22 protein-coding genes, 1 rRNA gene and 1 pseudogene are annotated in these 21251 nt (G+C 72.6%); 12 read left to right on the top strand and 12 right to left on the bottom strand.

From position 1 onward, the window contains the following. The 3 genes from rrf to ABT295_RS18875 all read left to right on the top strand — a co-directional run. Window positions 1-88, top strand: a 5S ribosomal RNA gene (gene rrf, locus ABT295_RS18865); the annotation flags it as partial. A gap of 84 nt (window positions 89-172) precedes the next feature. Further along, a complete protein-coding gene (locus ABT295_RS18870; protein ID WP_352395954.1) occupies window positions 173-544 on the top strand; it encodes a cupin domain-containing protein in 372 nt (123 codons plus the stop codon). Beyond that, window positions 544-1728 carry an adenosine deaminase gene (locus ABT295_RS18875; RefSeq protein WP_352395955.1) on the top strand — a complete coding sequence of 395 codons (1185 nt, stop codon included), beginning with the start codon at window positions 544-546 and terminating at the stop codon, window positions 1726-1728. The genes ABT295_RS18870 and ABT295_RS18875 overlap by 1 nt, the downstream gene beginning before the upstream one ends. Here ABT295_RS18875 and ABT295_RS18880 read toward each other — a convergent pair. The 4 genes from ABT295_RS18880 to deoC all read right to left on the bottom strand — a co-directional run bounded on the left by ABT295_RS18880 (window position 1715) and on the right by deoC (window position 5767). Then, window positions 1715-2371, bottom strand: coding sequence for an AAA family ATPase (locus ABT295_RS18880; protein WP_352395956.1), 657 nt, complete (start codon window positions 2369-2371; stop codon window positions 1715-1717). The genes ABT295_RS18875 and ABT295_RS18880 overlap by 14 nt on opposite strands. Window positions 2372-2374: 3 nt before the next feature. Next, a complete protein-coding gene (locus tag ABT295_RS18885; protein WP_352395957.1) occupies window positions 2375-3262 on the bottom strand; it encodes an aldehyde dehydrogenase family protein in 888 nt (295 codons plus the stop codon). Beyond that, window positions 3259-4731 (bottom strand): aldehyde dehydrogenase family protein, encoded by a 1473-nt coding sequence (locus ABT295_RS18890; RefSeq protein ID WP_352395958.1) that lies wholly within the window; start codon window positions 4729-4731, stop codon window positions 3259-3261. The genes ABT295_RS18885 and ABT295_RS18890 overlap by 4 nt, the downstream gene beginning before the upstream one ends. Window positions 4732-4798: 67 nt before the next feature. After that, window positions 4799-5767: a deoxyribose-phosphate aldolase gene (gene deoC / locus ABT295_RS18895; protein WP_352396302.1), complete on the bottom strand. Its 969-nt coding sequence runs from the start codon at window positions 5765-5767 to the stop codon at window positions 4799-4801. A gap of 73 nt (window positions 5768-5840) precedes the next feature. On the opposite strand from deoC, the gene ABT295_RS18900 reads away from it, so the two are divergent. After that, entirely contained in the window at window positions 5841-6506 is a 666-nt protein-coding gene (locus ABT295_RS18900; protein WP_352395959.1) for a PH domain-containing protein, read from the top strand. A 57-nt stretch (window positions 6507-6563) separates the two neighbouring features. Here ABT295_RS18900 and ABT295_RS18905 read toward each other — a convergent pair whose 3' ends face one another. Beyond that, complete coding sequence (locus ABT295_RS18905) at window positions 6564-8249, bottom strand: phospho-sugar mutase (protein ID WP_352395960.1); 1686 nt, start codon at window positions 8247-8249, stop codon at window positions 6564-6566. After that, window positions 8246-9082 carry a purine-nucleoside phosphorylase gene (locus ABT295_RS18910; protein ID WP_352395961.1) on the bottom strand — a complete coding sequence of 279 codons (837 nt, stop codon included), beginning with the start codon at window positions 9080-9082 and terminating at the stop codon, window positions 8246-8248. The genes ABT295_RS18905 and ABT295_RS18910 overlap by 4 nt, the downstream gene beginning before the upstream one ends. 79 nt (window positions 9083-9161) lie before the next feature. Here ABT295_RS18910 and ABT295_RS18915 point away from each other — a divergent pair, with 79 nt between their 5' ends. Beyond that, window positions 9162-10574 carry an NAD(P)H-quinone dehydrogenase gene (locus tag ABT295_RS18915; protein WP_352395962.1) on the top strand — a complete coding sequence of 471 codons (1413 nt, stop codon included), beginning with the start codon at window positions 9162-9164 and terminating at the stop codon, window positions 10572-10574. Here ABT295_RS18915 and ABT295_RS18920 read toward each other — a convergent pair. Further along, the gene (locus tag ABT295_RS18920; RefSeq protein ID WP_345505782.1) at window positions 10562-10786 is read right to left on the bottom strand and encodes a hypothetical protein; all 225 of its coding nucleotides are present in this window, start codon (window positions 10784-10786) and stop codon (window positions 10562-10564) included. The genes ABT295_RS18915 and ABT295_RS18920 overlap by 13 nt on opposite strands. A 113-nt stretch (window positions 10787-10899) precedes the next feature. On the opposite strand from ABT295_RS18920, the gene ABT295_RS18925 reads away from it, so the two are divergent. Beyond that, window positions 10900-11211, top strand: coding sequence for an antitoxin (locus ABT295_RS18925; protein ID WP_352395963.1), 312 nt, complete (start codon window positions 10900-10902; stop codon window positions 11209-11211). A gap of 118 nt (window positions 11212-11329) precedes the next feature. Here the strand turns inward: ABT295_RS18925 and ABT295_RS18930 are convergent, their stop codons facing one another. Further along, window positions 11330-13111: an acetyl/propionyl/methylcrotonyl-CoA carboxylase subunit alpha gene (locus ABT295_RS18930; RefSeq protein WP_352395964.1), complete on the bottom strand. Its 1782-nt coding sequence runs from the start codon at window positions 13109-13111 to the stop codon at window positions 11330-11332. Window positions 13112-13229: 118 nt separating this feature from the next. Between ABT295_RS18930 and ABT295_RS18935 the strand changes: the two genes are divergently transcribed. The 6 genes from ABT295_RS18935 to ABT295_RS18960 all read left to right on the top strand — a co-directional run bounded on the left by ABT295_RS18935 (window position 13230) and on the right by ABT295_RS18960 (window position 18623). Then, window positions 13230-14072, top strand: coding sequence for an aldo/keto reductase (locus tag ABT295_RS18935; protein WP_352395965.1), 843 nt, complete (start codon window positions 13230-13232; stop codon window positions 14070-14072). Between the two features lie 39 nt (window positions 14073-14111). Then, entirely contained in the window at window positions 14112-14639 is a 528-nt protein-coding gene (locus ABT295_RS18940) for a DUF3806 domain-containing protein (protein ID WP_352395966.1), read from the top strand. An 87-nt stretch (window positions 14640-14726) separates the two neighbouring features. Next, window positions 14727-15206, top strand: a complete 480-nt coding sequence (locus ABT295_RS18945) for a SigE family RNA polymerase sigma factor (protein WP_352395967.1) — start codon at window positions 14727-14729, stop codon at window positions 15204-15206. Beyond that, window positions 15203-16204, top strand: a complete 1002-nt coding sequence (locus ABT295_RS18950; RefSeq protein WP_352395968.1) for a hypothetical protein — start codon at window positions 15203-15205, stop codon at window positions 16202-16204. The genes ABT295_RS18945 and ABT295_RS18950 overlap by 4 nt, the downstream gene beginning before the upstream one ends. 49 nt (window positions 16205-16253) lie before the next feature. Continuing rightward, window positions 16254-17114 carry a tryptophan 2,3-dioxygenase gene (locus ABT295_RS18955; protein WP_352395969.1) on the top strand — a complete coding sequence of 287 codons (861 nt, stop codon included), beginning with the start codon at window positions 16254-16256 and terminating at the stop codon, window positions 17112-17114. A 75-nt stretch (window positions 17115-17189) separates the two neighbouring features. Further along, window positions 17190-18623 carry an APC family permease gene (locus ABT295_RS18960; protein WP_352395970.1) on the top strand — a complete coding sequence of 478 codons (1434 nt, stop codon included), beginning with the start codon at window positions 17190-17192 and terminating at the stop codon, window positions 18621-18623. A 495-nt stretch (window positions 18624-19118) separates the two neighbouring features. Here ABT295_RS18960 and ABT295_RS18965 read toward each other — a convergent pair. From ABT295_RS18965 to ABT295_RS18980, 4 genes and pseudogenes are all read right to left on the bottom strand, one after another. Beyond that, window positions 19119-19286 (bottom strand): annotated as a pseudogene (locus ABT295_RS18965) (helix-turn-helix domain-containing protein); the annotation flags it as partial. Between the two features lie 195 nt (window positions 19287-19481). Further along, window positions 19482-19940, bottom strand: a complete 459-nt coding sequence (locus ABT295_RS18970; RefSeq protein WP_352395971.1) for a SufE family protein — start codon at window positions 19938-19940, stop codon at window positions 19482-19484. 13 nt (window positions 19941-19953) lie between these two features. Beyond that, complete coding sequence (locus ABT295_RS18975) at window positions 19954-20829, bottom strand: sulfurtransferase (RefSeq protein WP_352395972.1); 876 nt, start codon at window positions 20827-20829, stop codon at window positions 19954-19956. Between the two features lie 25 nt (window positions 20830-20854). Then, window positions 20855-21241 carry a MerR family transcriptional regulator gene (locus ABT295_RS18980; RefSeq protein ID WP_352395973.1) on the bottom strand — a complete coding sequence of 129 codons (387 nt, stop codon included), beginning with the start codon at window positions 21239-21241 and terminating at the stop codon, window positions 20855-20857. Window positions 21242-21251 lie beyond the last annotated feature (10 nt).

Consider the following 21251-nt stretch of genomic DNA (forward strand, 5'->3'; position numbering starts at 1 on the left):
CGGCTCCATTCCGAACCCGGAAGCTAAGCCCTTCAGCGCCGATGGTACTGCACTGGTGACGGTGTGGGAGAGTAGGACGCAGCCGGACAACCATTCACAACGAGCCCCACCAGAGACCTGGTGGGGCTCGTTGCATTTCCCGTGCTTTTCGCGGGTCCACTAGGGTGGGTTCGTGCCTCATCTCATCCCCTCCCCGACCCGTATCCCCGTGCCCGGTGGCAAGGTCATCGACGAGCACGTCGGTGCGGTCAACACCCCGGACGCCGGCCTGCAGTCCTCCGTCTCCGTCGCGCGGATGGTGGCGCCTGCCGGATGGTCGGAGCCGTTCCAGACGCCCGAGTTCGACGAGATCACGCTCGTCCTGGCCGGCTCCGTCGTCATCGACCACGACGGCGGCTCGCTCGAGGTCGTGGCCGGCCAGAGCGTGATCACGCGTGGGGGAGAGCGCATCCGCTACTCGTGCGGGCCGGAGGGGGCCGAGTACGTCGCCGTGTGCCTCCCGGCCTTCTCGCCCGACTCCGTGCACCGTGAGGAGGAGGCGTGATGAGCACCGACGAGCTGCGCCGGGCCCCCAAGGTCCTGCTCCACGACCACCTCGACGGAGGACTGCGCCCGCAGACGGTGCTTGACCTCGCAGCGGCGGTCGGTTACGACGAGCTGCCAGCCACCGACGCCGCTGCCCTGGGCGCGTGGTTCCGTGAGAGCGCCGACTCCGGATCGCTTCCGCGCTACCTCGAGACCTTCGACCACACGCTCGCCGTCATGCAGACCCGTGAAGGGCTCTTCCGTGTTGCCAGCGAGTGCGCGCAGGACCTCGCCGCGGACGGTGTCGTCTATGCCGAGAGCCGCTACGCACCGGAGCAGCACCTGACGCGCGGCCTCACCCTGGAGGGCGTCGTGGAGGCCGTCAACGCGGGCCTCCGGGACGGGGAGGCGCGTGCGGCCGCCGCCGGCCACCCGATTCGTGTCACCGCCCTGCTGACGGCCATGCGGCACGCGGCCAAGTCCACCGAGATCGCCGAGCTGGCGATCCGCTACCGGGACGATGGCGTCTCCGGTTTCGACATCGCCGGGGCCGAGGCGGGCTACCCGCCCACCCGTCACCTCGACGCCTTCGAGTACCTCCGCCGCGAGAACTTCCACTTCACCATCCACGCGGGCGAGGCCTTCGGCCTGCCGTCGATCTGGGAGGCCATCCAGTGGTGCGGGGCCGACCGGCTCGGCCACGGCGTGCGCATCGTCGACGACATCACGATCGACGGCTCGCCGTATGCCGACTGGGTCGAGGGCCACAAGCACGATGCGGACGCCCTGACCGCTCTCGAGCTCGACCGGGTGCGCCTGGGCCGGCTCGCGGCCTACGTGCGCGACAAGCGCATCCCGCTCGAGATGTGCCCGAGCAGCAACCTGCAGACCTCGGCCGCGCCCTCCATCGCGCTGCACCCGATCACCCTGCTGCGGCGGCTGCGCTTCCGCGTCACCCTCAACACCGACAACCGGCTGATGAGCGGCACGATGATGAGCCGCGAGGCCGAGCTGCTGCACGACGAGGCGGGCTGGACGCTCGACGACCTGCGGTGGGTGACCATCAACGCCATGAAGTCGGCCTTCATCCCCTTCGACGAGCGGCTCGCGCTCATCGACGAGGTGATCAAGCCCGGGTATGCCGCCCTGTCCGGTGGCACGCCGGGGGAGGGCGTGACGGGCGGGGTCGTCAGCCCCGCGTAGCAGCAGGGCGCACGAGCGTCTCCAGCTCCCGCTCGGCGTCGCGCGGGTGGATGCAGCGGGCGCCGTGCGCCCGCGCCTCGGCGATGACGTGCGGCTCGTCGCGCCAGAGCGCGAGGCCGCGTCGGAGCAGGATGTGCGGCGGCTTGCGGCGCTCGGAGAGGTCGCGCACGAAGCGTCGCACGGCGGTCAGGGTGCGGTTCTGGCGCACGCACAGGGCGTCGGCGAGCAGCCCCTCCGCGCGCAGGTCGTCGACGAGGCGTCCGGCGAAGAGGCCCTCGGCGAGCACGTAGTCGGTGGGCCCGGCGGTGACGACGTGGTGGCCGGTCACGCTGGAGGCCCCGATGTCGTAGACCGGCACGTCGACGCGGCCGTCGTCGACGAGGGCGCGCAGCGCGGCGACGGCGGCCTCTGCGTGCCACGAGTCGGCGTGGTCCCAGTCCGGGATGCCGAGCGGTGAGCGTGGCAGGTCCGGGTCGTCGGCCTCGCGGTAGAAGTCGTCGAGGCGCACGACCGGCCAACCGTGGGCGGCGCTGAGCCGGGCCGAGAGCCGGCTCTTGCCCGCGCCGGACGGGCCGGTGAGCAGGATGACCCGGCCCCGGTGCCGGTCAGCGGCACCGACGCCGGGGTCGTCCGCAGCGGTCACCGGTCAGAGGCCCTTGGGGTGCCAGACGGTCTTCGTCTCGACGAAGGCGCGGATCCGGCCGAGGCCGGGGTCGGCGGTCCAGTCCGGCTCGACCGCGGCGCCGTCCTGCAGCGCCGGGCGCAGGACGCGCTTGAGGTTGCCGGCCGCGTCGGCCTCGAGGCTCGCCCAGTCGACGCCGTCGGCGCCCGCCGCACCGGCGAGGTCGACGGCGTTGACGTCGCGGTGCGACGCGAGCCACGAGGCGACCTCCGCCGTGCGCGCCGTGACGAGGTTGACGACCCCACCGGGGACGTCGGAGGTGGCGAGCACCTCACCGAACGTCACGGCAGGGAGCGGACGGTCCGCGGACGTCACGACAACCGCGGTGTTGCCCGTGGCGATGACGGGGGCGACGACCGACACGAGGCCGAGCAGCGAGGAGGCCTGCGGCGCAAGGATGCCCACGACGCCGGTCGGCTCGGGGGCCGACACGTTGAAGTAGGGGCCAGCGACCGGGTTGAGGTTGCCGAGCACCTGGGCGACCTTGTCGGTCCACCCGGCGTACCAGACGACGCGGTCGACGGCGGCGTCGACGACGGTCGACGCGGCGCGGGCCGTGAGCCCCTCGGCGGCGCCGACCTCCTCGACGAACTGTGCGCGTCGGCCCTCGAGCACCTCGGCCACGCGATAGAGCACCTGGCCGCGGTTGAACGCGGTCGCGCCCGCCCACCCGGGCTGCGCGGCGCGTGCGGCGACGACGGCGTCGCGCACGTCCTTGCGCGAGCCCATCGAGGCGTTGGCGAGGAACTGGCCCGAGGCCGAGACGACCTCGTAGGACCGGCCCGACTCGCTGCGGGGGAACTTCCCGCCGATGTAGAGCTTGTAGGTCTTGCGCACGTCGAGGCGGCTCATCGGGCGGCTCCCGTCAGGGTCGCAGGTGCAGTGGTCAGGTACGCCTCGAGCCCGTGGCGGCCGCCCTCGCGGCCGTAGCCGGACTCCTTGTACCCGCCGAACGGCGAGCTCGGGTCGAAGCGGTTGAAGGTGTTCGCCCAGACGACGCCCGCCTTGAGCTGGTCGGCCATCCAGAGGATGCGCGAGCCCTTCTCGGTCCACACGCCCGCGGAGAGGCCGTATGCCGTGTTGTTCGCCTTCGCGACCGCCTCCTGGGGCGTGCGGAAGGTCAGCACGGTCAGCACCGGGCCGAAGATCTCCTCCGTCGCCACGCGGTGCGTCTGCGAGACGCCGGTGAGCAGGGTCGGCGGGAACCAGAAGCCCTTGGCCGGCAGGGCGCAGGCCGGGCTCCAGCGCTCCGCGCCCTCGGCCACGCCGGCGTCGACGAGCGTCGTGATGCGGTCGAGCTGCTCGCGCGAGTTGATGGCGCCGAGGTCGCTGTTCTTGTCGAGGGGGTCGCCGACGCGCAGCGTCTGGAGCCGGCGCTTGAGCCGGGCGACGACCTGGTCGTGGACGTTCTCCTGCACGAGCAGGCGCGAGCCGGCGCAGCAGACCTGCCCCTGGTTGAAGAAGATGCCCCCGACGATGCCCTCGACGGCCTGGTCGATGGGCGCGTCGTCGAAGATGATGTTCGCGGCCTTGCCGCCGAGCTCGAGCGTGGCCTTCTTCGTCGTGCCGGCGATGGAGCGGGCAATCGTCCTGCCGACGTCCGTCGAACCGGTGAAGGCGATCTTGTCGACGTCGGGGTGCTCGACGAGCGCCTGGCCCGTGCGGCCGTCGCCCGTCACGATGTTGACGACGCCGGCCGGCAGGTCGGCCTGCTGGCAGACCTCGGCGAAGAGCAGGGCGCTGAGCGGCGTCGTCTCGGCGGGCTTGAGCACCACGGTGTTGCCGGTGGCGAGCGCGGGCGCGACCTTCCACGCGAGCATGAGCAGCGGGAAGTTCCAGGGGATGATCTGGCCGACGACGCCGTGCGGGCGGGCGGGCGCCTCACCCGGGGTGGTGAGGCCGGCATACTCGAGCTTGTCGGCCCAGCCCGCGTGGTAGAAGAAGTGCGCGGCGGCCGTCGGGACGTCGAAGTCGCGGGTCTCCTTGATCGGCTTGCCGTTGTCGAGGCTCTCGAGCACGGCGAACTCGCGGGCGCGCTCCTGCAGGATGCGGGCGATCCGAAAGAGGTACTTGCCGCGCTCGGTGCCGCTCATCCGGCCCCAGACGCCGTCGAACGCGCGGCGCGCGGCGGCGACCGCCTTGTCGACGTCCTTCGCGCTCGCCTGGCTGACCTCCGCGAGCACCGTCTCGTCGGCCGGGTTGATCGTCGGGAACGTCGCCTTGGGGCGGGTGAAGGCGCCGTCGACGAAGAGCCCGTAGGACTTCTCGATCGTGACGACGGCCCGAGACTCCGGGGCGGGGGCGTACTCGAAGGTGGGCATCAGCGTGTCTTTCGTGGGCGCGGGTGGAGGTCGCGGGTGTGCGTCGCCGGGAGGCGGGCGCGGGCAGTCAGTCGATCGTGACGTAGTCGGCGCCGGAGTAGACGCCGGTCGAGAGCTTCTGGCGCTGCAGGAGCAGGTCGTTGAGCAGGCTCGAGGCGCCGAAGCGGAACCACTGCGGGGTCAGCCAGTCCTCGCCGGCGATCTCGCTCACCATGACGAGGTACTTGATGGCGTCCTTCGTCGTCTTGATGCCACCGGCAGGCTTGACGCCGACCTGGACGCCGGTGAGGTCGCGCCAGTCGCGGACGGCCTCGAGCATGACGAGCGTGACGGGCAGGGTCGCCGCGGGCTGCACCTTGCCGGTCGAGGTCTTGATGAAGTCGCCGCCGGCGAGCATCGAGAGGAACGAGGCGCGGCGCACGTTGTCGTACGTCACGAGCTCGCCGGTCTCCATGATGACCTTGAGGTGGGCGGCGCCGCACGCCTGCTTCACGGCGGCGATCTGGTTGAAGACGGTGAGGTAGTCGCCCGAGAGGAACGCGCCCCGGTCGATGACCATGTCGATCTCGTCGGCCCCGGCCTCGACGGCGTCACGGGTGTCGGCGAGCTTGACCGGCATGCTCGCGCGGCCCGAGGGGAACGCGGTCGCGACGGCGGCGACGTGGATGCCGCTGTCACCGAGGGCGGCCTTCGCGGTGCCGACCATGTCGCCGTAGACACAGATCGCGGCGGGCCGCGGCGTCGTGGGGTCGCTCGGGTCCGGAACGAGCGCCTTGGCGCAGAGCGAGCGGACCTTGCCGACCGTGTCGGAGCCCTCGAGGGTCGTCAGGTCGATCATGCCGATGGCGGTGTCGATCGCCCACGCCTTGCTCGTCGTCTTGATCGAGCGGGTGGCCAGGCCGGCGGCCCGGGCCTCGCAGCCGACCTGGTCGACGCCGGGGAGGCCGTGCAGCCACGTCGTCAGGGCGTGGTTGGTGAGGCGCGAGACCCCGAGGACGTCGCGCGCCTGCGCGGTCAGGTCCTGCGCGGTGGGCATCGTCGTGCTAACAGTCACCACGGGAGTGTAGCCGCCCGGTGAGGAGGCCCGCGCCGCGTGAGAGGCTCGGGCGGTGACCTCCGAGCCTCCCACGCCGCCGTCAACACCGCCGTCCGCGCCCTCACCCGCGTCGTCGCCCGCCGACCCGGACGGCGCCGCCTCGCGCACGCTGCGACCCGGCTCCGCCGTCCTCGTCGGGGTCGTCGGTGGTCTCGCCGGCCTCGGCCTGCTCGTGCCGGCGCTGCTCACCTCGCCGCGCAGCTGGGCGCTCATCTCGACCGTCGTGCTCGCGCTCGTGCTGCTCTGGCTCTTCGTCGTGCGCCCGGCCGTCGTCATCCACCCCGAGGGCATCCGGCTCGTCAACCCGATGCGTGTCGTCGAGCTGACCTGGCCGGCCATCACCGAGGTGCGCTCGCGCTGGGCCCTCGAGCTGGTCGCCGACGGCCGCCGCTACACCGCGTGGGGCGTGCCGGCCGATCCGGGGCGTCCCCGCTACGGCCGCAACCTGCTCACGGCGCCGGCCAACAAGGTGCGCGGCAAGGGCACGTCGGAGACGCCGGCCAAGCCCAAGGTCGAGGCCCAGGTCGTCGCAGCGGAGGTCGAGGCACGCATGGCGGCCGACCGCCGTCGCAAGGACGGGCGCACGCCGAGCATCGCCACGCGGGCCTGGGACCCGGTGTCGGTCGGGCTGCTCGTCGCCGCCCTCGCCTTCTTCGTCATCGGCACCTTCGTCGCCTGAGCGGGACGACGGTGCCGCGCGCCGAGCCGGGCGGGCCCGTCGCGCCCGCTCGGCGACTCAGAGCGCGGTGAGCCGCTCCATGTCGGCGCGGACGGCCGCGAGCCGGGTCTCGGCGACGGCGCGAGCCTCCGACAGGCCGGCCGGTCCCGACACGGGCTCGATGACCTCGAGGTAGACCTTCACCTTGGGCTCGGTGCCGCTGGGGCGCACGATGATGCGCGAGCGGTCGACGAGGTGCTGGCGAAGGCCCTCGGTGGGCGGCAGGCCGCCGTCGCCACGGCTGAGGTCGTCGGTGCGCTCGACGTCGATGCCGGCGACGGACACCGGCGGGTTCGCGCGCAGCCGGCCCATCAGGGCATCGGTCTGGGCGAGGTCCGAGACGCGCACCGAGAACGAGTCGGTCGCGTGCACGCCGTGCTCGACGGCGAGGTCGTCGAGCAGGTCGGTGAGCGTCCTGCCCTGCGCCTTGAGCGTGGCGGCCAGCTCGGCGAGGAGCAGGGCCGCGCTCACACCGTCCTTGTCGCGCACGAGGTGCGGGGCGACGCAGTAGCCGAGCGCCTCCTCGTAGCCGTAGCGCAGGTGGTCGACGCGCGAGATCCACTTGAAGCCGGTCAGGGTCTCCTCGTGGGCGAGCCCGGCTGCCGCCGCGATCGAGGCCAGCAGCCGCGAGGAGACGATGGAGTTGGCGAAGACGTCGCGCCGACCGACGCCGCGGCTCACGACGTGCGCGCCGAGCAGGGCGCCCACCTCGTCGCCGCGCAGCATCCGCCAGTCGCCGAGCGCCGGGTCGAGCACGGCGGCCGCACACCGGTCGGCGTCGGGGTCGTTGGCGATGACGAGGTCGCAGCCCACCGCGCGTGCCCGGGCGAGGGCGAGGTCGATGGCGCCCTTCTCCTCGGGGTTGGGGAAGGCGACGGTCGGGAAGTCGGGGTCGGGCACGGCCTGCTCGTCGACGACGACGGGCGCCTCGAAGCCGGCGCGGACGAACGCGGCGTGCACCGTGCCGTGGCCGACGCCGTGCAGGCTCGTGTGCACGATGCGCAGGTCGCGCGGGGAGGCCGGGTCGACGACGGTCGCGACGGCGGCGACGTAGTCCTCGAGCAGGTTGTCGCCGAGCGTCTCCCAGCCCTCCGGGGCACGCGGCACGTCGGCCACCCGCTCGACGCGGTCGATGTGGGCGGCGATCTGCGCGTCGACGGGCGGCACGATCTGGCTGCCGTCGCCGAGGTAGACCTTGTAGCCGTTGTCCTGCGGCGGGTTGTGGCTCGCCGTCACCATGACGCCCGCGTCGGCGCCCACGTGGCGGATCGCGAAGGCGAGCACCGGGGTCGGCAGCGGCGCGGGCAGCAGCAGGGCCCGCCCGCCGGCAGCCACGACGACCGCCGCCGTGTCGCGCGCGAACACGTCGGAGTTGTAACGGGCGTCGAAACCGATGACGACGCAAGGCTTCTCGCCCACCCCGCCCTCGTCCTTGAGGTATGCCGTCAGGCCGGCCGCCGCACGGATGACGACGCTGCGGTTCATCCGGTTGGGCCCGGCGCCGAGGGCGCCGCGCAGACCCGCCGTGCCGAACTCGAGCAGGCCCGACATCCGGTCGGCGAGCTCGGCACGCGCCGCCTCGTCGCCGTCCGTCGCGGCCGTGAGGAGCGTCTCGAGCTCGGCCCGGGTCGTCGGGTCGGGGTCGTCGTCGCGCCAGGCCCGTGCGGCCGCGACGAGCACGTCGGTCGTGTCGGTGGCCGTCATGCGAGGCGACCCACGACGTCGGCGAGCAGGCGCCCGCAGCGCTCGGCCGCGAGCTGGCCGGCCTCGAGGACCTCCGCGTGGCTGAGCGGCGCATCCGAGATGCCGGCGGCGAGGTTCGTCACGAGCGAGATGCCGAGCACGTCGAGCCCGACCTGGCGGGCGGCGATCGCCTCGAGGGTCGTCGACATGCCGACGAGGTCGCCCCCGAGCACCTTGGCCATCTGCACCTCGGCGGGGGTCTCGTAGTGCGGCCCGCGGAACTGGACGTAGACGCCCTCGTCGAGCCCGGGGTCGACCTCACGGGCGAGCTCGCGCAGGCGCGGCGTGTAGAGGTCGGTGAGGTCGACGAAGTTCGCGCCCTCGACGGGGGAGTGCGCCGTCAGGTTGATGTGGTCGCGGATCAGTACGGGCGTGCCGGGCGCCCACGCGGGGTTGAGGCCGCCGCACCCGTTCGTCAGCACGATGGTCGTCGCGCCGGCCGCCCTGGCGGTGCGGACGCCGTGGACGACGGACCGCACGCCGCGCCCCTCGTAGAAGTGGGTGCGGGTGCCGAAGACGAGGGCGCGCCGACCCGTGTCGCCGATCGCGACCGAGCGCATGCTGCCCGAGTGACCGGCCACGGCGGCGGCGTGGAACCCCGGGACGTCGGCGTTGTCGACCGTCGCGAGCGTCTCGCCGATGAGGTCGGCGGTCTGGCCCCAGCCGGAGCCGAGCACGAGCGCGACGTCGTGGCGCGGGGCGCCCGTGCGCTCCGCGATGACGGCGGCTGCATCGGCCGCGACCTCGAAGGGGTCGGTGGACGGGTCGCTGAGATCACGCTGGGTACTGGTCACGCTCAGGACTCTAGCGAGGTGCCGCGCGGCCGGGCATGCTCGCCGCCGGGTTCGGGCCGGGCCGTGCCGGGATGGTTGGATGGAGCCCGTGATCACGCGCGAGACTTCCGTTGTCATCATCGGCGGCGGCCCTGGTGGCTACGAGGCGGCCCTCGTGGCGGCCCAGCTCGGGGCGCAGGTCACCATCGTCGAGCGCGACGGCATCGGCGGCGCCGCGGTGCTCACCGACTGCGTGCCGAGCAAGGCCCTCATCGCGACCGCCGACTACATGTCCGACTTCGAGGTCGCGTCGTCGCTCGGGGTGCGGCTGCAGGACGACGACGGCGATGAGGTGTCCGACGCCGTCGCCCAGGCGCACACGGTCAACGGCCGCATCCTCGAGCTCGCAGCCGCGCAGAGCTCCGACATCCAGGGCAGCCTCGAGCAGGTCGGCGTGACGGTGCTGCGCGGGTCGGCCCGGGTGGTCGCCCGCGACCTCGTCGTGGCCGAGCTGCCCGACGGCACCACGCGCGAGCTGCGCGCCGACGTGGTGCTCGTCGCGACCGGCGCGGCGCCGCGCGTCATGGACACCATGCGCCCCGACGGCGAGCGCATCCTCACGTGGCAGCAGATCTACTCCCTCGAGGAGCTGCCGGAGCGCATCGTCGTCATCGGCTCGGGCGTCACGGGCGCCGAGCTCGCGCAGGCCTACCTCGGCCTCGGCTCCGAGGTCGTGCTCGTCTCCTCACGCGACCGGGTGCTCCCCGGTGAGGACGCGGACGCCGCCACCGTCATCGAGGACGTCTTCCGCAAGCGCGGCATGGAGGTGCTGAACAAGTCCCGCGCGGCCTCGGTCGAGCGCACCGCCGACGGTGTCGTCGTCACCCTCGTCGACGGGCGCACCGTCGAGGGCTCGCACGCCCTGCTCGCCGTCGGTTCGGTGCCGAACACGTCCGGCCTGGGCCTCGAGGAGGCCGGCGTCGAGCTGGGCCCGGCGGGCCACGTCCAGGTCGACCGGGTGTCGCGCACCTCGGTCGGCGGCATCTACGCCGCGGGTGACTGCACCGGCGTGCTGCCCCTCGCCTCCGTGGCGGCCATGCAGGGCCGCATCGCCATGTGGCACGCCCTGGGCGATGCCGTGGCGCCGCTCAACGTGCGCGGCGTGGCTGCGAACATCTTCACCGAGCCCGAGATCGCGACCGTCGGCATCAGCCAGAACGCCGCCGACGAGTCACCCGACGTCGAGTCGGTCATGCTCCCGCTCGCGCGCAACCCGCGGGCCAAGATGCAGGGCATCTCCGAGGGCTTCGTCAAGCTCTTCTGCCGCAAGGGGCACGGGACCGTGCTCGGTGGCGTCGTCGTGGCGCCCAAGGCCTCGGAGCTGATCTTCCCGGTCGCGCTCGCCGTGCAGAACCGGCTCGGCGTCGACCAGGTGTCGAGCACCATCACGGTCTACCCGTCGCTCTCCGGCTCGATCGCCGAGGCAGCGCGCCAGCTGCATCAGTCGGACTGAGCGGGTCCCTCGCCGGAGGCGTCGCGTCGCTCGAGCTCGGCGAGCCGGTCCTCCTCGGCCCAGCGCTCGCGGCGGCGGCGCGACACGGCCTCGCGCAGCTTCTTCTGCAGCGGGTAGAGCACGGCACCGACGACGAGCAGGATGAGCAGGTTCGTCGGGTTGAGGACCGGGCCGGGGTCCGCGGTCGGCAGGCTCGTCAGGGTCGGCAGCACCCCAGCAGTGTGCCAGAGGCGTAGCGTCGGGCCCGTGGCGGCGTCGCCGCCACGTCGGGGCGGGGCCGGGTCGGCCCGCGCCCCGGCCGGTAGGCAGCGTGGAGGCACAAGGCATGAGCGACTGGATCCAGAAGGCCAAGGACTTCGTCACGGGTCATCCCGACCAGGCCCAGCAGGGCATCGACAAGGCCGAGGAGCTGATCAACGAGCGCACCGGCGGCAAGTACGCCGACAAGATCGACCAGGGCACCGACAAGCTCAAGGAGACCCTCGGACTGCCGCCCGACGACACCGCGGGGCCGTCGGAGATCCCGCCCGCCACCGAGCCGGCGAGCGAGCCGGACCTGCCCGGCACGCCGAACCCGAACCTGCCCGGAGCGGGCGGCGACATCACGCTCGGCGACCCGCCGGCCCGGCAGGGCTGACCCGGGCAGGACTGACCCGGGCACGACCGACCCGGGCCCGGCACCTCGCCACGGCGCCCCGGGACGACGAGGGCCGACCCGCCGTGCGGCGGGCCGGCCCTCGTGCGTGCTGCGGGTCTCAGCCCTCGGCGTCGGTGATCTCGGCGAGCACCGCGCCCGAGGCGACGGTCTCGCCGACGGTCGCCGTCAGGCCCGAGACGACGCCGGCCTTGTGCGCGGTGATCGGCTGCTCCATCTTCATCGCCTCGAGGACGAGCACGAGGTCACCGGCCCCGACGGTGGCACCCTCCTCGACGGCGATCTTGACGATGGTGCCCTGCATGGGTGCGGTGAGGGAGTCACCGGAGGCCGCGCCCCCGGACCTGCCGCCGCCCGAGCGCTTGGGGGCCTTCTTCTTCGCGCTGCCGTTGGTGCCGCCGCCCCCGAGCGAGAGACCACCCGGGAGCGAGACCTCGAGGCGCTTGCCGCCGACCTCGACGACGACCGTCTGGCGCTCCACGGCCTCGGCCGCATCGGCCGACCCGCCGGCATACGGCTCGACGGTGTTGTCCCACTCGGTCTCGATCCAACGGGTGTGGATCGTGAAGGGGCTGTCGTCGGCGGGTGCGAAGGCCGGGTCGGAGACGACCGCGCGGTGGAAGGGCACGACGGTGGGCATGCCCTCGATCGTCAGCTCGGCGAGCGCGCGGCGGGCCCGCTCGACCGCCTGCTGCCGGGTGCGGCCGGTGACGACGAGCTTGGCGATCATCGAGTCGAAGGCGCCGGCGACGGTGTCGCCCTCGACGATGCCGGCGTCCCAGCGCACGCCGGGGCCGTGCGGCACGACCATCCGGGTCACGGTGCCGGGAGCGGGGAGGAAGCCGCGGCCCGCGTCCTCGCCGTTGATGCGGAACTCGATGGAGTGGGCGTGCGGCTCCGGGTCGCCGTAGTCGAGCGACTCGCCGTTCGCGATGCGGAACTGCTCGCGCACGAGGTCGATGCCGGTGACCTCCTCGGTCACGGGGTGCTCGACCTGCAGGCGCGTGTTGACCTCGAGGAAGCTGATGTCCCCGGCAGGCCCGACGAGGAACTCGCACGTGCCCGCGCCGACGTAGCCGGCCTCCTTGAGGATCGCCTTGCTCGCGCGGAGGATCTCGGTGTGCTGCGCCTCGGTGAGGAACGGAGCCGGGGCCTCCTCGACGAGCTTCTGGTTGCGGCGCTGGAGCGAGCAGTCGCGCGTCGAGACGACGACGACGTTGCCGTGCTGGTCGGCGAGGCACTGGGTCTCGACGTGACGGGGGTGGTCGAGGAAGCGCTCGACGAAGCACTCGCCGCGGCCGAAGGCCGTCACGGCCTCGCGGACGGCCGAGTCGTAGAGGTCGGGGATCTCCTCGACGGTGCGCGCGACCTTGAGGCCTCGGCCGCCGCCGCCGTAGGCCGCCTTGATGGCGACCGGGAGCCCGTGCTCCTTCGCGAACTCGACGACCTCGTCGGCCCCCGAGACCGGGTCCTTCGTGCCGGGCACGAGCGGCGCGCCGGCCTTGGTGGCGATGTGGCGGGCCTTGACCTTGTCGCCGAGGGAGTCGATGGCGTCGGGCCCGGGGCCGATCCAGACGAGCCCGGCGTCGATGACGGCCTGGGCGAAGGAGGCGTTCTCGGCGAGGAACCCGTAGCCCGGGTGGACCGCGTCGGCGCCGGCCCGGCGGGCGACCTCGAGCAGCTTCTCCTGCACGAGGTAGCTCTCGCCCGGGGTGGCGCCGCCGAGGGCGTACGCCTCGTCGGCGACCTTGACGTGGAGGGCATCCCGGTCGGGGTCGGCGTAGACCGCCACGGACGCGATGCCGCTGTCGGTGCAGGCCCGCGCGATGCGGACGGCGATCTCACCACGATTTGCGATCAGGACCTTGCGAATGGATGCCATGGAGCGGACTCTATCGGGCTGACGTGGCGTCGAATCGGGCTCCTCGCGCGTATTCCCGGGCGTCTCAGAGTGAGGTCGCGCACATCGCCGGGGCGGCCGCCGACCTAGCGTGAGGAGCATGACGACACACCAGTCAGTCCCCACGCTCGCCCTCGGCCACGCCACCACCCCCGGTCTCGCCGTCCCCCAGCTCGGCTTCGGCGTCTGGGAGGTCCCGGACGCCGACGTCGACGCGGCCTTCGGCCGTGCCCTCGAGATCGGCTACCGCCACATCGACACGGCCCGCATCTACGGCAACGAGGAAGGCGTCGGCCGCGTCCTCGCCTCCGGTCCCGTCGACCGCGACGACGTCTTCGTCACGACGAAGGTCTGGAACGACGACCACACGAACGTGCCCGCCGCCTTCGACGCCTCGATGGGCCGGCTCGGCATCGACGTGCTCGACCTCTACCTCATCCACTGGCCGGCGCCGGAGCAGGACGCCTACGTCGAGGCGTGGAAGGCCATGCTCGACCTGCAGCGCGAGGGCCGGGTCCGCTCGGTCGGCGTCTGCAACTTCCAGGTGCCGCACCTGCAGCGCCTGCTCGACGAGACGGGCGTGCTGCCCTCGATCAACCAGATCGAGCTGAGCCCCTACCTGCAGCAGCGCGAGCTGCGTGCGTTCCACGCCGAGCACGGCATCGTCACCGAGGCCTGGAGCCCGCTCGCCGTGCGCGCCGGGCTGCTCGAGGACCCCGTCGTCGTCGAGCTCGCCGCGAAGCACGGCGTCTCGCCCGCCCAGCTCGTGCTGCGCTGGCACGTCGAGCTCGGCAACGTCGTGCTCACCCGCTCGGTCACCCCGGCACGCATCGCCGAGAACTACGAGATCTTCGGCTTCTCGCTCGGCGCCGACGACCTCGAGGCCCTCGAGGGCCTCGACCGGGGCACCCGCACCGGGCCCGATCCCGACACCTTCGGCTGACCTGACGCCGGTCGGCGCGGAGCCACTAGATTGGCTGGCATGGGACTGTTCTCGCGCAAGGGCAAGGACGACTCCGCCGCGCCGACCGACGTGACCGAGGGCGTCGTCGACGGCTCCGACGTCGACGCCTCCGACGGCGACGAGGCGGGCCACACCGGACGCCCCGTGGCCGCCCCGCTCGGTGAGGCCGAGCGCGCCCGCATCGAGGCCGCCCTGCAGCACGCATCCGCCGAGGGGGTCGACGTCGACGACCTCGCCTCCATCGGCGCGCACTTCGACGCGGCGTACCGCCGCTGGTCGGGCGAGGGCGGGTCCGCTGAGGGCCCGGACGTCATCGTCGAGACGTATGCCGTCGCGATAGGCGAGCACCTCGCGCGCCACAGCGCCCGCGACTGGGCGATCGTCACCGACGTCTTCGGCACCGACCTCGGACTCGTCGCGGCCCGCGCCGACACCGTGGTCGTGCCGCACAACCTCGTCGGCGCGCGCTGGATGCGGGGCGAGACCGGCTGGATCCCCGGCGTCGTGTCGCACCTCGTGCAGCTGCGCCCCAGCGCGCGGTCCTGAACCCGTCTCGGCGCCGGGTAAACCTCCCGGCCCGGTTCCCTGTCGTTACGGGCATGACCACACAACAGGGCAGACAGGGGTGACCGCGTGCGCGACTTCGAGGAGTTCTTCGCCAGCTCGGCGCGGCCGCTGCGCCGGACGGCATACGGGCTCGTCGGCGACTGGGACCGGGCCGAGGACCTGACGCAGGCGGCGTTCGTGCGCCTCTACCGGCACTGGGACCGCATCCAGGACGTCAACGTCGAGGCCTACGCGCGGCGCGTGCTCGTCAACCTCTACATCGACGAGCGCAAGTTCGCCGCCGAGGTGCCGACCGACGTCCTGCCCGAGCGGGGCCGGGCCGACGAGGACCGAAGCACCAGCATCGACATCGGCAGGGCGCTCGCGACCCTGCCCCGACAGGCGCGCGCGGTCATCGTGCTGCGCTACCTGGACGACCGGCCCGTGGCCGAGGTCGCCGAGGTGCTCGGCATCGCCGAGGGCACCGTGAAGAGCCACACCCACCGGGGGATGAGCGCGCTGTCGGCCCTGCTCTCGCCGGCCACCGAGCTGAGGAGCCTGACATGACCGACGACACGACGGTGCGAGAGCTGATGCGCGGCTACGCCGGAGACGAGCCTCCGCTGCGGCTCACGGTCGAGGACGTTCGACGCGAGGCGGGCACCGGCCTGCGCGACGCCCCGGGCGGCGTCACCGTGCTGCCGAGGCGGAGCCGGTGGCGGGCCTCGGTCCCGCTCGTGGCGGCCGCGGCGTGCGCGCTGCTCGCCGCCGGTGGGGTGGTGCTCGCGATCAACCGCGGTGGCGCAGCCGCCCCGACTGGGGTCACCCCGGCGGGCGGAGGTCCGGCGCAGGGCACGCTCACCGCGCCGCCGTCGATCAGCCCGTCCCCGGTGCCGACGGCGACGTCCTCCGCGCCGTCGGCCGGACCGGTCCGCGGGTCGGGGATGCCCGACCTGCTGCGCTCCGTCGCACGCTCCGTCGCGGGCCCCGGGCTCACCGAGCGCGCCGTCGAGGCAGCGACGTGGACCTTCGACCAGCACGCGCAGGACGGGGTCACGAGGGTGCCGCTCGGCCGGGCCGACGAGGCCACCTCGTGGACCGGTTCGTGGGGCTTCGACGACGGAGCGCGCACGCTCTCCCTGACCTCCGAGCTCAAGGCGACCGACGTCACCGAGGCCCAGCGGCGCGCGCTCGACCCCGCCTGCACGTCCGCGCCTGCCACGCTCAGGACGTGTCGCCAGTGGACCCTCGCCGACGGCTCGGTGGCCAGAGAGACCTATGCGGACTTCACCTGGCTCGACACGGCGTCCGACCGGCGCGTGACGCACTCGGTGACCGTCGAGACGCAGGACCGGGTGCTGCGCGCCTCGGAGTCGCGGCTGACCGACCACGTGCCGGCCGACATCACGACGGGGTGGTCCGTCGGCACGAGCCGCCTGCAGGCAGTCCTCGAGGACGACCGGCTCCGGTTCGTGGCGCCCGCGACGCTGCCCGACCTGCCGAGCATGGAGTTCTGCGTCCTGCCGGGCAACACGGCCGAGAGCGGCTGCGTGCCCAACCCCTGACCGCCGGCTCACCGTCCGTGGCCGTGGCCGTGACCCTAGGATCGCAGCCATGGCCACGGACGACCGGCGCAGCAGGCGCGACCTCGAGGAGGGCATCCAGCGCGACTTCACGCGCAAGATGTCCTACGGCGACTACCTCCAGCTCGACACGCTGCTGAGCGCGCAACGGCCGCTCAGCGAACCGGCTCAGCACGACGAGCTGCTCTTCATCATCCAGCACCAGACCTCGGAGCTCTGGCTCAAGCTGCTGATCCACGAGCTGCGTTCTGCCCGAAGCCTGCTCAAGGACGACGAGCTGGCTCCTGCCCTCAAGCGCCTGGCCCGCGTCAAGCACATCCAGCACACCCTCACCGACCAGTGGTCGGTCCTCGCGACGCTCACCCCGAGCGAGTACGCCCAGATCCGGCCCTTCCTCGCCGCGAGCTCGGGCTTCCAGTCCGCCCAGTACCGCGAGGTCGAGTTCCTCCTCGGCAACAAGAACGCCGACATGGTGGCCGTCTTCTCGCACGACGACGGCGCCCGGTCCGCGCTCGACGGGCTGCTGCGCGAACCGAGTCTCTACGACGAGTTCCTCGCCTACCTCGCCCGGCGGGGGTATGCCGTCCCGGCCGAGTTGCTCGACCGTGACTGGAGCCAGCCCTACCGCCTCCACGACGGTCTCGTCGACGTCTTCGCCGGTGTCTACGCCGAGCCGGCCGAGCACTGGGGCGTCTACGAGACGTGCGAGGAGCTCGTCGACCTCGAGGACAACTTCCAGCAGTGGCGCTTCCGCCACCTGCAGGTCGTGCAGCGCACCATCGGGCAGAAGACGGGTACCGGTGGCTCGACCGGCGTGGACTTCCTGCGGCGCGCGCTCGACCTCACGTTCTTCCCGGAGCTGTACGAGGTGCGCACCCGCGTCGGAGGCTGATGCCGGCGCGGGGGGCCGCCGTCGCAACCCCTGCCACCCGTTGCCGCGGGATCCGTTGTGGGACAGGGTGGGGCCATGTCACAGGTTGCAGAGGCACAGGGGACGGCCGAGAGCGGCGAGCTGAAGAGGGTCATGGGGCCGGGGCTGCTCCTGCTCTTCATCGTCGGCGACATCCTCGGGACCGGCGTCTACGCCCTGACGGGTGACGTCGCCGCCGAGGTGGGCGGAGCGGCGTGGGCGCCGTTCATCGTGGCCTTCGCCATCGCGATGGTGACGGCCTTCAGCTACCTCGAGCTCGTCACGAAGTACCCGCAGGCCGCGGGTGCGGCGCTCTACACGCACAAGGCGTTCGGCATCCACTTCCTGACGTTCATCGTCGCCTTCACCGTCATGTGCTCCGGCATCACGTCGGCCTCGACCGCGTCGCGGGCGTTCGCGTCGAACCTCGCCAAGGGCTTCGGGCTCGACGACGGCAACGCGACCCTGATCATGGGCATCGCCCTCGCGTTCATGGCACTCGTGGCGCTCGTCAACCTCCGCGGGGTGGGCGAGAGCGTCAAGGCCAACATCGTGCTGACGCTCGTCGAGCTCTCCGGACTGCTGCTCGTCATCTTCGTCGGCTTCTTCGCGATCTTCGCCGGCAAGGGTGACTTCTCGCGGACGATGATCTTCGAGTCGCCGAGCGACAAGTCGACCTTCTTCGCCGTCACCGCCGCCACGTCGCTCGCGTTCTTCGCCATGGTCGGCTTCGAGGACTCGGTCAACATGGCCGAGGAGACGAAGGACCCGGTGCGCACCTTCCCGCGGATGATGATCACCGGCATCGGGATCACCGGCGTCATCTACGTGCTCGTGTCGCTGTGCGCGGTCGCGATCGTGCCCGTCGGGGACCTCGCGGCGAGCGACACCCCGCTCGTGACGGTCGTCGAGCGGGCCGCGCCGGGGGTGCCCATCAAGGACCTGCTGCCGTTCATCTCGATGTTCGCCGTCGCGAACTCGGCGCTCATCAACATGCTGATGGCCTCACGCCTCCTCTACGGGATGAGTCGTCAGGAGGTGCTGCCGCAGTTCCTCGGGCGGGTGCACCCGCGACGCCGCACCCCCTGGGCCGCCATCGTCTTCACGACGCTGCTCGCCTTCGGGCTCATCGCCTACGTCTCCGGCGCCAGCGAGGACGCCGTCTCGGCCCTCGGTGGCACCACGTCGCTGCTGCTGCTCGGCGTCTTCACGATCGTCAACGTCGTCGTGCTCGTGCTCCGACGCGACCCGCAGAAGGGCGACCACTTCGTCACGCCCTCCGCGCTGCCCGTCGTCGGCGCCGTCGCCTGCTTCTTCCTCGTCCTGCCGCTGTCGGGCCGACCCGCGGAGCACTACCGGATCGGTGGCGGGCTGCTCGCCCTCGGCGTCGTGCTCTGGGCGCTCACCTGGCTGGCCAACCGTGGTCTCCGCGCCAAGAAGACCTACTTCCGCGACACCGACGACCTCGGCGGCGGCGGCCCCGTCAACTGACGGTCGCCGCATGGCGTGCAGTCCCCGGCGCGGCTCGCACTGGCACTCGCACTCGGGCAGGCAGAGCTCCTCGAAGCACGCGTCCGGGCACCAGCACTCGATGTCGGGGCCCGGCGCCGCCGACACACGTGGCTGCGGACCGCGCATCGACCGGCGGCGCAGCGCGAGCTGCGCCTCGGTCGGGTGGTCGACCGGCCGTTCCCGCCCAGCGACCGACGAGGAGTCTGCGGCCCCCGCGCGAGCGGTGCGGGAGGGCGCGTCCCGTCGCGCCCGGTGGCGGTACCACCCCCGCGCCGGCTCGCGGTCGTAGCGCGGGAAGGCCCAGCGCTCGCGGGGCACCTCGTCCGGCGGCGCCACGTCGAGGTGCGCCGGGAACCGCCGGCCCTGGTTGTCGCGGACCGCGTCGGCCGGCACCGGCCGCACCGACCGGCCGTTCCCGTCGACGACCACGAGCCGGAGCCCCGCGAGGGCCAGCACGGAGGCGAAGGACTCGAGGTCGACCCGCGTGACCCCCTGCTCGAGCCGGCCGATGGCCGACTGGGAGGACCCGACCCGGCGACCGAGGTCGCGCTGGCTGAGGTCGGCCAGGCGTCGCACGCGGACCACGAACCTCCCGGCCAGCGAGTGGTCCGACCAGTCGAGCTGCGCGTCCTCGGCGTCCATGGGCTGACGATGGCAGCGACCTCCGACACCCGACGGCCGGTAGGGTCGCCGCCTGTGGACAGCAGTGGCCTCCGGCCGATACGTCACTGACCCGCAACCCGGGTCAGTGACGTATCGGTCCTCCGCGGAGGGGGGTCAGCGGCTACGTCAGTGACCCGTTTTCCGGGTCAGTGACGTAGCGAGCGGGGGACAACGTCAGGCGGTGGCGGTCCTGGCGCGGACCTGGCGCTTGATGCGGGCGAGCATGGCGACCATGCCGCGCATGCGCAGCGGCGAGACGGCCTCGGCGAGGCCGAAGCGCATGGGCGCGTCGTCGGGGACGGCGAGCACCTCGGCCGCCGTGAGTCCGTCGAGACCCTCGTGCAGGATGCCGGCGAAGCCGCGGGTCGTGGGCGCCTCGGCGGGTGCGTCGAAGAAGAGGTGGACGGCGCGCGCGTCGAGGGCGTCGCCGTCGTCGACCTCGACGGTGAGGAAGAGCGGTGACTGGCACTCGTCGACGCGCTCGAGCTGGTCGAGGTGACCGACGTAGCGCTCCGGGAGTCCGGGCAGCTCGTCGCTGAACTCGAGCAGCAGCTGGAGCTTGAGGTCGTTGCTCGCGGACCGGAAGTCCTCGGCGATCTCGGCCAGGGACGGGGGAAGGGGCGTGTCGCTCACGGGGACCGCCGACTCACTTCTCGATCGGGACGCGCACGGAGTTGCCCCACTCGGTCCACGAGCCGTCGTAGTTGCGCACGGCCTCGAAGCCGAGCAGGTGGGTCAGCACGAACCACGTGTGCGACGACCGCTCGCCGATGCGGCAGTAGGCGACGACGTCGTCGGTCGGGGCGAGGCCCTGCTCCGTGAGGTAGATGGCCTCGAGCTCCTCGCGCGAGCGGAAGGTGCCGTCGTCGGCGGCGGCCCGGGCCCAGGGCACCGACTTCGCGCCGGGGATGTGCCCGCCGCGCATCGCGCCCTCCTGGGGGTAGTCGGGCATGTGCAGCAGCTCGCCCGAGAACTCACCGGGGGAGCGCACGTCGACGAGGGGCTTGCCGAGGTGGGCGAGCACGTCGTCCTTGAAGGCGCGGATCGGGGCGTCGTCGCGCTCGGCGACGGGGTAGTCGACAGGGGTCGGCGTGGGGACGTCGCGGGTCAGCTCGCGGCCCTCGGACACCCACTTCGCGCGCCCGCCGTCGAGCAGGCGCACGTCCTCGTGCCCGAAGAGGCTGAAGACCCACAGGGCGTAGGCCGCCCACCAGTTGCTCTTGTCGCCGTAGATGACGACGGTCGTGTCGCGGCCGATGCCGCGCGAGCCCATCACCTCGGCGAAACGGGCGCCGTCGACGTAGTCACGGGTCACCGGGTCGTTGAGGTCGACGTGCCAGTCGATCTTGAGGGCCCCAGGGACGTGGCCGGTGGCGTAGAGGAGCACGTCCTCGTCGGACTCGAGCACGACGATGCCGTCGGGTCCGCCGACGGCCCCGGCGGCGATCTGCTCGGCGAGCCACTCGGTCGTGACGAGGCGCTCGGGGTGGGCGTAGGCCGCGATCTTCTCTTCAGCGCTCATGCGCCCCATCGTGTCACGCGCGTCGTCAGGCCAGCTTGTCGAGGTCCTCGCGGCAGCGCCGCTCGAACTCGCCGAGCTCGGCGATGGCGTCCTGGATGTCGCGCAGGCGCTGCTCGAGGTCCTCACGGCGCTCGTCGATCTGGCCGAGCACGTACTCGAGCTGCGTGCGGCGTCCACGCGGCGCGTCGAAGAGGTCGATGATCGTGCGGATCTGCTCGAGCGGGAAGCCGAGTCGCTTGCCGCGCAGGATGAGCCCGAGGCGGGTGCGGTCGCGGCGGTGGTAGACGCGCTGGGTGCCCAGTCGCTCGGGGGAGATGAGGCCGAGGTCCTCGTAGTGGCGGACCGTGCGGTGGGTGACGCCGAACTCCTCGGCCACCTGCGCGATGGTCCACGTCGTCGGCGCACTTGTCATGGACCCGATA

Source organism: Terrabacter sp. NPDC000476, from assembly GCF_040300125.1.
Classification (GTDB): Bacteria; Actinomycetota; Actinomycetes; order Actinomycetales; family Dermatophilaceae; genus Terrabacter.